Raw genomic sequence first — 15,925 nt, forward strand, 5'->3', positions numbered from 1 at the left:
CTCTGCCATGGAATTAAGCCTCGACGATCTCTTCGGGGCAGTGGAACAAGAATGGCAAGACCAAGCCCTCTGTGCACAAACCGACCCAGAGGCATTCTTCCCAGAAAAGGGAGGATCCACCCGTGAAGCAAAGCGCATCTGCCAAGCATGCTCAGTCCGCGATGAATGCTTGGAATACGCCCTAGAGCATGATGAGCGCTTCGGTATCTGGGGTGGGCTTTCTGATCGTGAACGCCGCCGCCTCAAGCGTCGCCTAGGCTAAAAACTATCCCCTACCACTGGAAATCCGGGTCAATATCCCGCGGATCCAGGTTCAAATGGGTCGCCACTAAAGAGGTCATCACCACATGCAAAAGCTCAGCGCGCTGCGCTGAGTTAGCGGCGCGTTCTTCCACAGGCATCCGGAAAACCACCAAACGCGCCCGCGTTGGACGGTTATGGCGATCAATCCCCGCCGGAATAATCCGGCCCAAAGGCACCGGACCATCCGCAAAAATCTCATCCGGCAGCACCGTCATATCAGCGCGCAAACGCATCCGCGGGACGGTATCCACCGCAATATCCAAAGCGGCTAATTGCTCCGGGAACATGTGATAGATCGGGGCATAGGCCTCCAACACCGCACGGTCAAAAGCCTGTGCCCTGGTGCGCCGCCGCGGCACTCCTTCCGGAAGCAACGGACCCCGAAGACCGCGCCCGCGTTTATCCCGAAAAGCCCTGGTGTGCATGCGGCCTAGATTAGGCGCTCGATGCCAGGCACTTAAGGTGCCGCGCCGGGGGTGGGCTACAAAAACCTCAAGTTAACATCTAGACTTCTGATTCGTGAGTCAATTTCGTCGCTGTTCTCGTCCCGCATGCGGTAAACCCGCCGTCGCAACACTGACCTACGCCTACGCTGAATCCACCGCCGTCGTAGGCCCTTTGGCACCCCAATCTGATCCGCACTCTTGGGACCTATGCGAAGAACACGCACAGCGCATCACCGCACCGCTGGGGTGGGAAATGCTGCGGGTAGACACCATCCAACAAGACGATGATGATGACCTCACCGCCTTAGCCGAAGCCGTCCGTGAAGCCGGCCTTGGCCCCCAACGCCACGGTTCAGGGCTCATGGAACCCCATGATTTCCAAGCCACCCCAGATCCCGGCCGCCACCCGGTGTATCGCGAGCGCAAGAAAGAAGCCCGCCGCGCACACCTCAGGCTCATCCGCACCGAAGATCTCGAAGATTAAAACTCACACCTATTTAAGCGCTGGCACTGGGAGTTCACTGTGAGATTATTGAATCCACAGTACGCAGTACCAGCGCTTTGCTCTGCCAAGGATAGAATCACGCCTGATCTCACCCACACTATTCTCGGCCCAAATTTAAGGACAGCACACGCTCCATGAGTATCTCAGCCGGCACCTATACCCGCGATGAACTGCAGCGCATCATCAAAGCCTATGATGTTCGCGGCGTAGTAGGAGAAGACATCACCGTCCCCTTCGTCCGAGACCTCGGCGAAGCCTATGGTGAGCTCCTCCGCCACGAAGGAGAAACCAACCTCAGCATCGGCTATGACATGCGCCCCAGCTCCCCGGAACTCGCGCAAGCCTTCGCCGAAGGAGCCGCAGCACGTGGACTCAACGTCGATATCATCGGCCTAGCCAGCACAGATGAGCTCTACTATGCCGCCGGTAGCCGCAATAGCGCCGGCGCCATGTTCACCGCCAGCCACAACCCAGCCAAATACAATGGCATCAAACTCTGCCGCGCTGGAGCCACCCCAGTCGGTCAAGAATCCGGCCTCCGAGAAATCATCAACTATCTGGTCGAAGGCCTTGATGACCTTGATGTGGAGCCGGGCAATATCACCAGCTCCGATATCCTCAGCGACTACGCCCAGCACCTCCGCGAACTGGTGGACCTGCAGAATATCCGCCCGCTGGTTGTTGCCGTGGATGCCGCCAATGGCATGGCCGGGCTCACCGTCCCGGAAGTATTCCGTGGCCTACCCATCGAACTAAAGCCCTTGTACTTCGAACTCGATGGCACCTTCCCCAACCACGAGGCCAACCCGCTAGATCCCAAGAACCTCGTGGATCTTCAAAAATTCACCCCAGAGGTTGGTGCCGATATTGGTCTTGCCTTTGATGGTGACGCGGACCGCTGCTTCGTGGTGGATGAAAAAGGCCAACCCGTTAGCCCCTCCGCCATCACCGGTCTGGTGGCCAAACGCTACCTAGCTACTAACCCCGGCGCGAAGATCATCCACAACCTCATTACCTCCCGAGCGGTCCCAGAAATCATTAGCGAAAATGGCGGCACCGCCATTCGCACCCGCGTGGGCCATAGCTTCATCAAAGCCACCATGGCCGAAACCGGCGCGACCTTCGGTGGCGAGCACTCCGCGCACTACTACTTCGCTGATTTCTATAACGCCGACTCCGGCATCATCGCCGCCTTGCATGTTCTCGCCGCCCTAGGTGAAGGCACCCAGCAGCTTTCCCAACTCATGGCCGAATACACCCGGTATGCAGCCAGCGGCGAGATCAACTCCACCGTGGCGGACCAATGTGCCGCCACCCAAGCAGTCCTGGATGCTTTTGCTGATCGCATCGCCGAGGTCGATGAACTCGACGGTGTCACCGTCAGCCTTAAAGGCACCCCAGCCTGGTTCAATCTCCGCGCCTCCAATACGGAGCCGCTGCTTCGCCTGAACGTGGAAGCACCCACAAAAACCGAGGTCGATCACCTAGTTGAAGAAATTCTCGGGATCATCCGCAACTAACCAACCCCCAGCCACCCAATCGGATGAGGGAACCTTCCAGGGCTTGCGCACGTTAAGAAAACAGAAAAGCGATATTCGCGCAGCAAGTTATAGAAGGGACCTCTCCGATCACCGTGGACCATTCTCACAAGGCTGCCGAAGAAGCCCAATTTTTCGACCTCGCCCACGAAGGCGCCCACATCCGCGCCATCAGCAACAGCCTGTCAGGTGACCCCCTCGGCCTCAAGGAACTCCACCCGCGCAGCATCGTGGTCCTAGTTAGCTCCGAACGCGCCCGCCGCGCCGCCGAGCTCGCCATCAGTCTTAACGAGCCTCTCCCGCTCCCGGTACTCATCACGCACACGCTCCCGGACTATATCGGGCCCCTAGATGTGCTCTGTGCTGCCGGCCCACAGCTGCAAGAAGAACACCTCCAAGCCATCAGCATCGCTGCGCAGCGCGGTTGCCCCACCGTGGTAGTGGGCTGTGGCCAGGGCTTGGCAGAAGATGATCTCCCCAGTGCAGTGCTGCGCGCCGAACTTCCCGCCGGAGGCGCTCACCCCGAAAAGATCTCCCTAAGCCGGGTAGTCATCGCGGTGCACCAACTGATTCACCAGGCCAGCGGTAAGTCAGAAGAAAACTACGGTGAGCTCGCGGATGCTGTGGACCAGGAATTAGAAAGCTGCGCCCCCAACCGTGATGAGGTTCTTAACCCAGCACGCCAATTAGCTTTGGCGGCAAGCGGACACCGCGTACTGCACACCTTCGAGCCCCGCTGCCCGCAGATCCCGCGGGCGGTGGCACGCTGCGTGGCCGCCGAATGGGCGGCTAAGGCGATGAGCTGTGGTTTGGTGGAACCCGTCGAATTATCCGAGGTGTTAGTGGCGGAAGCCGAAGCCTCCCGTAGTGGTGAAGTCGATGACATCTTTTATGATCCGCTGATTGATGGCCCCGCGGCGGTGCTACCGTTGAGGGTTGTTGTTTGGTCATCGACGTTGGCTGATGCTGGTGCGGAAGCATTACATGTTCCCGCAGGAGCCCGCATTGAAATACCTTCTGAGGTACATGAACAAGCTTTAAGTCCGCTGGCAATAGCGCTGACCTTGATGGTCAGGGGAGTCGCCGCGGCAATTTATGATGGTGAAGAAGCGGAGGAAAAGTAGATGCAGCAGCTGCACGGAAGTACCCGGGCCTACCCCTGGGGCTCACGCAGCCTCATCTCTGGACTGCGTGGCGAACCCGCCACTGAAAAACCCGAAGCTGAGATTTGGTACGGCGCGCACCCAGCAGCCCCAGCAACCCTCGGGGTAGGGGAAAAGGCCCGCGGCCTTGATGATGTGATCGCCACCGACCCGGTGCACTACTTAGGGCGCGATGTTGCCGGCGCTTTCCACGGCGAACTGCCTTTCTTATTGAAAATTCTGGCCGCCGATGAGCCACTGTCCCTGCAGGCGCACCCCTCCAGTGCCATTGCGCGCGAGGGATTTGAGCGAGAAAACGCGGCCGGTATTGCACTAAGTGCCCCGAATCGCAATTACAAGGACCCAAACCATAAACCTGAGTTAATTGTGGCGTTAACCGAATTCGACGCCATGGCTGGTTTCCGTCCCTTGGAGAAAACCCGGGAACTATTTGAGCTGCTCAATTGCCCCGAATTGGACCGCTATCTCACCATGCTGGAAGAAAACCCAGCCTGCGAGAGCGCGAATTTACGGGCCCTATTTACCACCTGGATCACCATTCCCGGCACCGTCCGCCACGGGCTTATCGAGGCACTCATTAACGCCGCCCAACCGCACCGCGATCGCCAAGACTGGATGGGCTTTTGCCTAAACAACATCATCCAGCTCAATGAGCGTTACCCCGGGGACGTCGGCGTATTAGGGGCGCTGCTGCTCAACCATGTGCGTCTCCAACCCGGCGAGGCCGTCTACCTCGCCGCCTGCCACCTGCACGCCTATATTCGCGGCATGGGTGTAGAAATCATGGCGAATTCCGACAATGTTTTACGCGGCGGCCTTACCTCCAAATACGTGGACGTCCCGGAATTAGTCAAAGTCCTGGATTTCCACTCCATGGCGGAGCCAATTGTTGCCCGCGATGGCGAAAACCCACATCAGGAATACCCGGTCCCCGCTAAGGAATATCGCCTCTTCCGCCACCTCTTAAAGCCCGGCGAAGAATTAACTATCGACTTCCCCGGCCCCGTTATTGCGCTGTGCATTCGCGGGCAGATCAGTGTGGGCGATAAAGAAATTCAGCCCACCGAATCACTATGGATTTCCGCCAGCGACCCCGCAACGCAGGCGAAAAACATTGCTGCGGACACCACCGCGGAACTCTTTATCGCCACCACCTAGCTCGTCTGAGGTGTCACGCTCGGGCTTGCACTCGCAGTCGGTGTCACAGTCGGCGTTGGGGAAGTCGTCATTGTCGGTGTGAAACTCGGTGTCGGACTCGGACTGAAGCTTGGGCTTGGTGTGGCACTTGGGCTCACACTCGGCGTCGGACTCGGGGTGCTAGTCGTCGTCGAGCTGCTTTCCGTGGTCTCGGTAGTTTCCGGGGGCTCCGTCGGCGCAGGTTCCGTAGGAGTTGGCTCGGTCGGTGAAGGTTCCACAGGAGAAGGCTCCGTCGGCGTGGGCTCCATCGGGGAAGACTGCGTGGGCGCGGGCGGAAGCGGCACCTTAGAAGAAGAACTCGCACTCGTCGAAGCCACCGGCGGCGGCGCCACGGAGGTACTCTGCTCACGCGCGGAGCTCGCTGGCGCAGGCGCAGCAATCACCCCATCTTCACCCTGGCTCGGCGGGCGAAAAAACCGCGTCGGAACCGCGGGCACCGCGCGCGGCGCAATATAGGCATGAGGGGCTAGAAAAGGATCATCACGCTGCACCTCAACCAAACGATCCGGGGTGGGCATATCAACATGGGAGGTGCTGAAAATTTTGCTTCCCGAGCTCGGGGAGGCAGGGTGGGTGCTTAAGCTTCGGCTGCTTTCGGCGAGGGTATGCCGCGCCTGGTGGATTATGGGCGGGGAACTGAGACGCCACACAAACCAGCCGATTGTTAAGGCAAGCAAGCAGCCGACCACAATGAAGATCACTGCATGTCTTTGCTTAACTTCCATCACTGCTCTGCACTAACCCCGCTACTGCGGTTCCTCCCCAAAAGAGGGCGACTATGTTGCGGGTGGTCCTGACTCTTGTGGCAAGAAATGTACGGTCTTCTTGCTATGAAAACAATAGATTAAGGAAAAATTAACCCGATCTAGGGGGCCTCCAGGCGTGTTATGCCATTTACGCAGTTCATGCTTCGCTGAATCGAGGAGAGTGAAACCCGCAGGGGACACCACACAACGCGCGGGTGCATGATGACACCTTGTTTAATCTGAGGTATGAAAGACACAGACACGGCACAGCTAGTGAAGGAGAAGTGCAGCCACTATGGGCGCCTGGGACATTGAGGTGTTCGAGAATGACGACAACGTCGACTTCCTCGATGAACTCACCACTTATGAAGAAGAAGATATTTTAGCCACCGTCACCGATGCGTGCGTGCTGCTGGCTGAAGGTGAAACCAGCACCAGCGTGGAAGAAAATAATGGGCTAGCTGCCGCCACGCTGGCCGCCATCTGGGCTGGGGCCCCCTTCTCAGCAGCAGAGGTTGCCGATAACTACCCCTTTATCCGCGAACTCATTGGGCAGGGGAGTGAAAAGCTCCACCAAGCCGCCGTGGAAATCTTAGAGGCGGTGGAAACCGAGCACGATATCGACCTCTATATTGAGGCATTGTCCTAAAACCAACGCCCGCGACTAAGAGAGCAGGACGCGATGATTATCGCCATCGAAGGAATTGATGGGGCCGGGAAAAACACCCTGGTGAAAAACCTCAGTGCGCATATTGACATTAAGGTGCTGAGCTTCCCACGCTATGGCGAATCCATCCACGCTGATCTTGCCTCGCGCGCACTACATGGCGGCTGCGGGGACCTGGTGGACTCCATTTATGGGATGGCCACCATGTTCGCCTTGGATCGCCACGGGGCCTTAGATACCTTGCAGAAATACGCCGAGAGCGAGGAGCTTTTATTATGCGATCGCTATATCGCCTCTAATGCTGCGTACTCTATGGCTCGAAGTGGGGATCGGGCGATCGCCAACTGGGTAAAAGAGCTGGAATGCGAGGAGCTTTCTTTGCCGACTCCTCGCCTCCAAGTGCTGCTAAGCACTGATCCACAGACGGCCGCGCAGCGCGCACGAAACCGGGAAACCGCGGATTCCACACGATCTCGGGATGCCTATGAGCGCGACAACACCCTGCAAACCCGCACCTTTGAGGCCTACCTCCAGCTCGCCGAAGAAAATTGGTTAAGCCCCTGGCTGGTTACCGATTCTGCGGAAGAAATTTTGAAGCACCTGCGCGGATAACACGTACTGTATAAAGCAGATGACAACTTCGTCGCTCACGTCCCACGCACTCAGGAGAAGATGCACCCCATGGCACCGAAAATTCTCGTCGTTGATGACGACCCCGCCATCGCGGAAATGCTCACCATCGTCTTAGAAGCCGAAGGTTTCGACCCGGTCGCTGTGATGGATGGCAATGATGCCGTCCCCACCTTCGAGCGCGAACAACCCGACCTCATTCTGCTCGACCTCATGCTGCCCGGCATGAATGGGGTGGATATTTGCCGAACCATCCGCCAAAACTCCACCGTGCCGATTGTGATGCTCACCGCCAAAACCGACACCGTGGATGTGGTGCTGGGGCTGGAATCCGGAGCCGATGATTACATCACCAAACCCTTCAAACCGAAGGAACTCATCGCGCGGATCCGTGCCCGCCTGCGCCGCAGCGACTCTGACCCCTCCGAAGTTATTGAGGTGGGGGACCTCACCATCGATATCCCCGGGCACACCGTTAAGCGCGGGGAGCAAGAGATCTCGCTAACCCCGTTGGAGTTTTCCCTGCTGGCCACCTTGGCGCGGCGCCCGCAGGAAGTATTTACCCGCGAAGAATTACTGCGCGAGGTGTGGGGATATCGCAATGCGGCTGATACCCGCCTGGTCAATGTGCATGTGCAGCGCCTGCGCGCAAAGATTGAAAAGGACCCGGAAAACCCCCATATTGTGCTCACCGTGCGAGGTGTGGGCTATAAGACCGGGCAGGGAGAGTAACCACCATTTCCTCCTATACGCACCGCATCCGCACCCGGATCTGGGAACTATGGCGAACCTCCTTGCAGATCCGCGTGATCGGGTCCATCCTCTTGGCTGCTGCTGTGGTCATGACGATCCTGGGGATCGTCATGATCTCGGTGGTGACCCGCCGCCTGGTGGACACCAAATTGGATATCGCCAGCTCGGAGATCGACCGTGCCCGCGTCACCGTGGAACAACAAATCGACGCCACCGGATCATCAAACTCCCTGCAGGTGCGTTTAAATTCAGCGCGCGCAGCGCTATCTAATCGCTCCACCCAATCAAGCGAAGCTTCCGCCGCAGCCGCGGTATATGAACCAGTACTGCTGGTACCCGGCCATGACGATATTGAAACGGTGACCTCCCCGGAGGGCTACCGCATCCCCCAACGCCTCCAAAGCTTCGTCTCTAAAGGGCTGGTGTCCTATCAATTCACCACCGTCGACCGCGTCGATGGATCCAGCTACCATGCGCTCGTCATCGGCAGCCCCAGTGACTCAGATATCCCTGACCTGCAGGTGTACCTGGTGCTATCCATGGAACAAGACGAAGCCACCCTGGCACTGATGCGCGGCTTACTCTCCGCAGCCGGGGTGACCGTGGTGGTGCTTTTGGTGGGGATCGCTTGGCTAGCTACCCAGCAGGTCATCGCGCCGGTACGTTCTGCCTCCCGCATTGCCCAACGCTTAGCCGCCGGGCATCTACGCGAACGCATGCTGGTTGATGGTGAAGATGAAATGGCGCGCCTTGCCACCAGCTTTAATGCCATGGCGGAATCACTTTCTACCAAGATCTCCCAGCTGGAAGAATATGGCGACCTACAACGCCAATTCACCTCCGATGTTTCCCATGAGTTGCGCACCCCCTTAACCACGGTGCGCATGGCCGCAGACCTTATTGCTGCGGACCCCGATGCCCTGGAAACCAGCGCCCGGCGGGCATCGGAATTAATGATCCGCGAACTCGACCGCTTCGAAGCATTATTGGCTGACCTGCTAGAAATCTCCCGGCATGATGCGGGTGTCGCGGACCTCGCCGAAACCCGCTTCGACGTGCGAACCGCCATTAATGCCGCCTGGCAACAAGTAGAACACCTCGCAGTGGAACTGCATGTTCCAGTGTTCTTCGATATTGCCGAAACCCCGGTGTATATCAGCGGTGATGCCCGCCGTGTGGAAAGAATCCTGCGCAACCTCTTGGCCAATGCCATTGACCACTCCGAAGGTAACCCAGTAGAGGTACGGCTGGCGGAAAACTCCTGGGCGGTGGGCATTAGCGTCACTGACCATGGGGTGGGGCTAAAACCCGGGGAAGAAGAATTAGCCTTCAACCGCTTCTGGCGGGCAGATGCCTCCCGTGTGCGGCATTCTGGGGGAACCGGCCTGGGCCTAGCTATCGCCAGAGAAGATGCGCTGCTGCATGGCGGCATACTTGATGCGATTGGCAACCCTGGGGTGGGATCCCAATTCCGGCTGATCCTGCCGAAGGAACCAGGGGAAACCATTACAGAAGAACCCATGATGTTGGCAGCCCCTGGCCCGCTGGAAATCAGCGAAGAAGTTGATGAGGAAGGATTCCCCATCCACGACATCTTCCAACCACCACCGGGGATGAGTTTGGCGCCGCCGCGGATCGCTAACCCGGAAACCGAAGAAAAACTACTTGAGGTAGAGAAAGGACGCGAGTAGAAGATGAAGAACTATCGCCTCCTGGCTCTGCCGATCGCCCTGAGCCTAGGGGCTGGTGGGCTTAGCGCATGTACGAGTTTGCCGCGGAATACCGATGCCCAGGTACTGCGCACCTTTGTGGCGCCCTCCCCGGAAGAAACCGCCATTGGACCAGAACCCGGGCGCGAAGCTGACCTACTACTGCGCGATTTTTATACGGTCGCAGCGATACCAACCCAAAATTTTCAGGCAGCCCGCGCCTTTTTAACACCGGAAACCTCTAAAGGGTGGGATCCACGTGAATCCACCCTGGTGGTCGATCGCATTGACTTAAACACCCAGCCCGGTTCCACCGCCGAGAAACGCACCTTCGCGGTACGCGGCACAGTAATTGGGCGACTAGCAAGCGGAGGGGCCTATCACCCAGAAAATGGGGTGTATGAGGCAACCGTAGAAATGCGGATGGTGGATGGGCAGTGGCGGATCTCCTCGCTACCTGCCGGGGTGGTGCTAGAGCGCACCGAATTGCGCAACCAATACCAACCACATGAGGTGTATTTCTTCGACTCCTCCGATGAGGTATTAGTAAGTGATCGCCGCTGGGTATTCGCCGGGCGTTCCACCTTAGATACGGTATTGATCTCACTGATGATGGAAGGCCCCTCCACGGTGCTAGCCCCGGCAGTGGATAATGAGCTCCCACCGGAAGCACGCTTTGTGGGCTTAGAAGATGGGGTTTACCAATTCACTGGGCTTGGGGGCCTAAGCGAAGCAGAACGCACTCGCTTTGCCGCACGATTGGTGTGGACCCTCGCCATGGCGAATGTGCCCGGGCCCTACCAAGTATTAGGTGATGGGGCACCACTGCTAGAAAACACCCCGAAACTCACCACCGATGATGTGGCGGAATTTAACCCCAAAGCCTCATCTGTATCCACGCTTTACGCGCTAACGGATGGGTCGGTGCAACAAATCAGTGGTGGTGGGGCAGAACCAGTAACCGGGGATGCTGGACACGTCGGCAATATCACCTCCGTGGATATTGCCTCGCCGGATAAAATCGCCGCGGTACAGCGCCGCGCTGATGGCAGCTCAGCTTTAATGGGCGGCACCCTTGATGGGGAATTAACCGAGATTCTCAGCGGCAAATCCATCACCCGCCCCAGCTTCGAGCACGAACCCAGCGCAGTGTGGGCCGTAGTGGATGCCAAGAAGATTGTACGGGTAGTGCGCTCGGCAACCGGTGGCTATGCCATTACCGAAGTAGATAGCTCCGGGCTAGAAGACATTGATGGGGATATCTCAGTATTCCGGCTATCTCGCACCGGTGTGCGGGCAGCAATGATTATTGATGGGCGAGTATTTACCGCAGTGATCTCGCGGCCAGAAGCCGGGGAAAGAAAGATCACCAACGTTCAGGAAGTCGCCCCGCATATTAGCGGGCAGGCACTAAGCCTGGATTGGCAACCGGATGGTTCCATCCTGGTAGGAACCTCAGCAGCAGAAACCCCCATCTGGCGGGTGGAACAAGATGGTTCCGCATTAAGCTCACTGCCCAGCGGCAATATCAGTGCCCCGGTGGTAGCAGTGGCTGCAAGTAGCCAAACCATTTACCTCACCGATGGCCGAGCGGTGCTGCAACTATCTGCCGCCGGTGGAGATAGCTCCTTCTGGCGCGAAGTACCGGGCCTACAAGGTGTGCGCTCAGCCCCGGTGGTATCGCATTGATCGATGAGCTGGCTGAGCTGATAATTCCGCGACAATGCGCAGGCTGCGGGACAGCGGGGGTGTGGCTATGCCAGCGCTGCCAACACGTATTGGCGCGACCTCCACAGCGCATCACCCCAAGGGTGGACCCGCAGATCCCCATCTACGCCTTTGGGCCCTATAACGATGCGCACCGGGAAGTGGTGTTGGCGATGAAAGAGAACGCGCATCGAAGAATCCGGCAGCATGTCGGCGCATTACTTAAGGCGGGAGTGCTTCGTCTACAGTCCCGCGGTGAGCTCCCGCACAGTATTTGCCTAGTTCCAGCCCCGAGCTCGAAAAGCAGCATGAAGGCAAGGGGAGGGGACCATGTGACAGATTGCTGTCGTGCCAGCGGCATAAAAACCCAGGTATTAGTGCGGCATAGCCGAAAAGTGAAGGACTCGGTGGGGTTGGATGTCATGGCGCGCCGGGAGAACCTTAGTGGGCAGCTGCGGTGGTTGGGGGCCGGGGTGGATCCACGGGAGTTGGGGAACGTGGTGATTGTGGATGATGTGGTGACTACCGGGGCGACGATGGAGGCGACGGCGAATATGTTGAGGTTTCATGGGGTGGATGTGGTGGCGGGGTTGAGCCTATGTGAGGCATAAAAGTGGGGGTGCTGAGGTCAAGGGAGACGAAACTCGGCGTGAAAGAGTATGGGAAAACCCTAGAAGTTCAACACCTAGATAAGGGGGCGGGGGTAGTTGAAACCTGCAGGTGGTCTCGGTGAAATGCCAGCTCAGGTGCCTATTAGGAGGGTGCAGGGGGGAGTGGGGCTCCGTGGCGAGAATGTTTCATACCCAGGTACCATAGGGAGTGCACAGTCCCGCCGAATATGGGAGGAAGAAGCAAGTGACTACACCTGCTGAGAAGAATGAAGGCCTGCGCCCGGAGACCCAAGTCTCCATTACTGGCCGCAATGTTGAGGTTCCGGAACACTTCGCCGAGCGAGTAAATAATAAGCTCGCGAAGATCGCCCGACTCGACCCCACGCTGACCTTCTTCCATGTTGAGCTCCAGCATGAGCCCAACCCGCGCCGTGAGGCGCAATCCGATCGCATTCAGATCACCGCCACCGGTAAGGGCCACATTGCTCGCGCCGAGGCCAAGGAAGACAGCTTCTATGCGGCCCTGGAAACCGCTCTGGCGAAGATGGAGCGTTCCCTACGTAAGGTGAAGGCCCGCCGCAGCATCTCCCGCTCTGGCCACCGCGCCCCCAAGTCCACTGGCGAGATTGCCGCTGACCTGGTCGCTGAGGCGCAGGAAGCGAAGAACGCGCAAAGCCCCTACGACGTTGATCCTTATGCTGACAAGGTCGATGATGTGGTGCCGGGCCGCGTGGTTCGCTCGAAGGAACACCCCGCCACTCCGATGAGTGTTGATGATGCCCTCTCCGAGATGGAGCTGGTGGGCCACGACTTCTACCTCTTCGTTGATGAAGAGACTGGTCGTCCTTCTGTGGTGTACCGTCGCCACGCCTTCGACTATGGCCTGATCGCGCTGACCAATGACGCTGAGAAGTAATTCTTAGACCTAGTGGCGCTGATGAGGCGCTGATTAGGCGTTCATCAGGCGCGGAAGCCTTTCTCCCCCGCGGAGGTTCTCTACCAAGGACCATCCCCACTGCGGGGGAGATTCTCGTTTTTAAAGGAGAGGTGCGGGTGCCTTGGCGTGGGGTGCTTGGGGAAGCTGTTGCGGAGGTGATGGGGGAAGCCATGGGGGACCGCGAGGGCAGTGCTACTTCTTCGTTTTTAGCTGCGCCTTAGTGACCCTAGCTAGGATCAGCACATCATCTCGGTGGTGGTGTGCGTAGAATAGCGGGATGATTGCTTTGCGTGCCCTCAGACTCTTGAGTTTGAGGTGCGCCAAGCGCTAGGAGCAGCACAACCCTGCGCTGCATTTAGAACAACACCGCTACATTTTAAGGACGACAACTCGTGTTTGGACTCTCCACACTCCTCCGGGTCGGTGAGGGACGTACTGTCAAGCGACTAAAGAAGATCGCCGACGACGTCATCGCACTGGAGGACCGGTACGCCGCCCTAAGCGACGAAGAGCTTAAGGCAAAGACCCAGGAGTTCAAGGACGAACTGGCTAATGGCAAAGACGTCGATGATCTTTTGCTTGATGCCTTCGCTGTCGCCCGCGAAGCCTCCTGGCGCGTGCTGGACCAAAAGCACTACCCCGTGCAGATCATGGGTGGTGCCGCACTACACTTCGGCAACGTCGCCGAAATGCGCACCGGTGAAGGTAAAACCCTGACCTGTGTGCTGCCGGCTTATCTCAATGCCCTCACCGGCAAGGGCGTGCACGTGGTCACCGTCAATGACTACCTGGCAAAACGTGACGCTGAGTGGATGGGCCGTGTGCACCGCTTCCTCGGCCTGGATGTGGGCGTGATCCTTTCTTCCATGCGCCCGGATGAGCGCCGCGCCGCCTATAACGCTGATATCACTTACGGCACCAATAATGAGCTGGGCTTTGATTATTTGCGCGATAATATGGCTCGCTCCCTCAATGAATTAGTGCAGCGTGGCCACAACTACGCCATTGTGGATGAGGTTGACTCCATCCTCATTGACGAAGCCCGTACCCCGCTGATTATTTCTGGTCCGGTGGATGGCTCCTCGCAGTTCTACAATGTCTTCGCGCAGCTCGCCCCGCGCATGAAAGAAGGCATCCACTACGAGGTGGACCACCGCAAGCGCACCGTTGGTGTGCTTGAAGATGGTGTCGCCTATGTCGAAGACCAACTAGGTATCGATAACCTCTACGCCCCAGAGCATTCGCAGCTGGTGAGCTACCTCAACAACGCGCTGAAGGCGAAGGAACTCTTTGCCCGCGATAAGGACTACATCGTCCGCAATGGGGAAGTGCTCATCGTGGATGCCTTTACCGGCCGTGTGCTGGGTGGCCGCCGCTACAACGAAGGCATGCACCAGGCCATTGAGGCTAAAGAAAACGTAGAGATCAAAAACGAGAACCAGACTCTCGCCACGATTACGCTGCAGAACTACTTCCGCCTTTATGACAAGCTCGCCGGGATGACCGGTACGGCGGAAACTGAAGCTTCGGAATTGCACCAGATCTACAAGCTCAATGTGGTGCCGATCCCGACTAACCGCCCGAACCAGCGTGAAGACCTCACCGACCGCGTCTATAAGACCCAGGAAGCAAAGTTCGCTGCGGTAGTAGAAGATATCGCTGAGCGTGCAGCCAATGGCCAGCCGGTGCTGGTTGGTACCACCTCGGTGGAGCGTTCGGAATATCTTTCTGGGTTGCTGCAATCCCGCGGTATTAAGCACTCCGTGTTGAATGCTAAGCACCACGAAAAGGAAGCTGAGATTGTTGCGCAGGCCGGTTTGCCGGGTGCGGTGACGGTGGCCACCAATATGGCTGGCCGCGGTACCGACATTGTGTTGGGTGGCAACCCGGACATCATTGCTGACATTAACTTGCGTCATCGCGGCCTGGATCCTGTGGCTAACCCGGAGGAATACCAGGAAGCCTGGGATGTGGAACTGCCGCGTGTGAAGGAACGCGCCGCTGCTTTAGCTGATGAGGTTCGCGACGCCGGTGGTCTCTATGTGTTGGGTACTGAGCGCCATGAGTCCCGCCGTATTGATAACCAGCTGCGTGGTCGTTCTGGACGTCAGGGTGACCCCGGTGCCACCCGTTTCTACCTCTCCATGCGTGATGAGCTGATGGTTCGCTTCGTCGGCCAAGCGATGGAAAATATGATGAACCGCCTCAATGTGCCTGATGATGTGCCGATTGAGGCGAAGATGGTCACCAACTCCATTAAGGGCGCACAGACCCAAGTGGAGAACCAGAACTTTGAGATGCGTAAGAACGTGCTCAAATACGATGAGGTGCTCAATGAGCAGCGCAAGGTGATCTACTCGGAGCGCCGCGAAATTCTGGAAGCCAAGGATATTTCCGGGCATATCCAGAACATGATCGATGAGACCATTAGCGCATATGTTGATGGCGCTACCGCCGTGGGCTATGTCGAAGACTGGGATCTGGATGAACTCTGGAATGCCCTGGAGTCGCTCTATGGCCCCAGCTTCAGCTGGGAAACTCTGCGTGCCGAAGACAAGTATGGTGCCGCTGGTGAACTGAGCGCCGATGACCTGCGCCAGGCCTTGCTTGATGATGCGCACGAGCAGTATGCGCAGCTAGAAAGCAATGTCAGTGCCATTGGTGGGGAAGCCCAGATGCGTAACTTGGAGCGCATGGTGATCTTGCCGGTGATTGACCAGAAGTGGCGCGAGCACCTTTATGAAATGGACTACCTCAAGGAAGGCATTGGCCTGCGCGCAATGGCGCAGCGTGACCCCTTGGTGGAGTACCAAAAAGAAGGTGGCGATATGTTCAATGCCATGAAGGACGCCATTAAGGAAGAAACTGTTCGCCAGCTCTTCCTATTGCGCCGCCAATTCGATAACCCGGAGACCTCCGGCCCGACGATCACCACCAGCACCGATGTGCGCCCGGACGATAGTAGCGAGCAGGTGATGGGCGCCTAAGGCGCCTAGGAGCTTTGGGGCCCGTC

15 protein-coding genes are annotated in these 15,925 nt (G+C 57.9%); 14 read left to right on the plus strand and 1 reads right to left on the minus strand.

The window, feature by feature from the left end; all coding sequences use genetic code 11:
* The first annotated feature begins 7 nt into the window (after positions 1–7).
* The gene (locus tag BMZ01_RS01190; protein WP_177180012.1) at positions 8–262 is read left to right on the plus strand and encodes a WhiB family transcriptional regulator; all 255 of its coding nucleotides are present in this window, start codon (positions 8–10) and stop codon (positions 260–262) included.
* Between the two features lie 10 nt (positions 263–272).
* Here BMZ01_RS01190 and BMZ01_RS01195 read toward each other — a convergent pair whose 3' ends face one another.
* Positions 273–728 (minus strand): metallopeptidase family protein, encoded by a 456-nt coding sequence (locus BMZ01_RS01195; RefSeq protein WP_092283568.1) that lies wholly within the window; start codon positions 726–728, stop codon positions 273–275.
* Between the two features lie 94 nt (positions 729–822).
* On the opposite strand from BMZ01_RS01195, the gene BMZ01_RS01200 reads away from it, so the two are divergent.
* From BMZ01_RS01200 to secA, 13 genes are all read left to right on the plus strand, one after another.
* Positions 823–1,233, plus strand: coding sequence for a DUF3499 domain-containing protein (locus BMZ01_RS01200; protein WP_092283570.1), 411 nt, complete (start codon positions 823–825; stop codon positions 1,231–1,233).
* Between the two features lie 155 nt (positions 1,234–1,388).
* Complete coding sequence (locus BMZ01_RS01205; protein WP_092283572.1) at positions 1,389–2,774, plus strand: phosphomannomutase/phosphoglucomutase; 1,386 nt, start codon at positions 1,389–1,391, stop codon at positions 2,772–2,774.
* Between the two features lie 113 nt (positions 2,775–2,887).
* Positions 2,888–3,916, plus strand: a complete 1,029-nt coding sequence (locus BMZ01_RS01210) for a hypothetical protein (RefSeq protein ID WP_092283574.1) — start codon at positions 2,888–2,890, stop codon at positions 3,914–3,916.
* Positions 3,917–5,113, plus strand: a complete 1,197-nt coding sequence (gene manA, locus BMZ01_RS01215) for a mannose-6-phosphate isomerase, class I (protein WP_092283576.1) — start codon at positions 3,917–3,919, stop codon at positions 5,111–5,113.
* A 78-nt stretch (positions 5,114–5,191) separates the two neighbouring features.
* On the plus strand, positions 5,192–5,608 hold the full coding sequence (locus BMZ01_RS01220) for a hypothetical protein (RefSeq protein ID WP_092283578.1): 417 nt from the start codon (positions 5,192–5,194) through the stop codon (positions 5,606–5,608).
* Between the two features lie 585 nt (positions 5,609–6,193).
* On the plus strand, positions 6,194–6,547 hold the full coding sequence (locus BMZ01_RS01230; protein ID WP_092283582.1) for a DUF4259 domain-containing protein: 354 nt from the start codon (positions 6,194–6,196) through the stop codon (positions 6,545–6,547).
* A gap of 33 nt (positions 6,548–6,580) precedes the next feature.
* On the plus strand, positions 6,581–7,177 hold the full coding sequence (locus BMZ01_RS01235) for a dTMP kinase (protein ID WP_092283584.1): 597 nt from the start codon (positions 6,581–6,583) through the stop codon (positions 7,175–7,177).
* 69 nt (positions 7,178–7,246) lie between these two features.
* Entirely contained in the window at positions 7,247–7,927 is a 681-nt protein-coding gene (gene mtrA, locus BMZ01_RS01240; RefSeq protein WP_092283586.1) for an MtrAB system response regulator MtrA, read from the plus strand.
* Between the two features lie 26 nt (positions 7,928–7,953).
* Entirely contained in the window at positions 7,954–9,639 is a 1,686-nt protein-coding gene (mtrB, locus tag BMZ01_RS01245) for an MtrAB system histidine kinase MtrB (protein WP_280513517.1), read from the plus strand.
* A gap of 3 nt (positions 9,640–9,642) precedes the next feature.
* On the plus strand, positions 9,643–11,346 hold the full coding sequence (lpqB, locus tag BMZ01_RS01250; RefSeq protein ID WP_092283588.1) for an MtrAB system accessory lipoprotein LpqB: 1,704 nt from the start codon (positions 9,643–9,645) through the stop codon (positions 11,344–11,346).
* Between the two features lie 350 nt (positions 11,347–11,696).
* Positions 11,697–11,975, plus strand: a complete 279-nt coding sequence (locus BMZ01_RS11330) for a hypothetical protein (protein ID WP_223845844.1) — start codon at positions 11,697–11,699, stop codon at positions 11,973–11,975.
* 244 nt (positions 11,976–12,219) lie between these two features.
* Entirely contained in the window at positions 12,220–12,891 is a 672-nt protein-coding gene (gene hpf / locus BMZ01_RS01260; protein ID WP_092283590.1) for a ribosome hibernation-promoting factor, HPF/YfiA family, read from the plus strand.
* 413 nt (positions 12,892–13,304) lie between these two features.
* Positions 13,305–15,899 (plus strand): preprotein translocase subunit SecA, encoded by a 2,595-nt coding sequence (secA, locus tag BMZ01_RS01265; protein WP_092283592.1) that lies wholly within the window; start codon positions 13,305–13,307, stop codon positions 15,897–15,899.
* Positions 15,900–15,925: the final 26 nt, after the last annotated feature.

This window comes from Corynebacterium spheniscorum, assembly GCF_900113445.1.
Classification (GTDB): Bacteria; Actinomycetota; Actinomycetes; order Mycobacteriales; family Mycobacteriaceae; genus Corynebacterium; species Corynebacterium spheniscorum.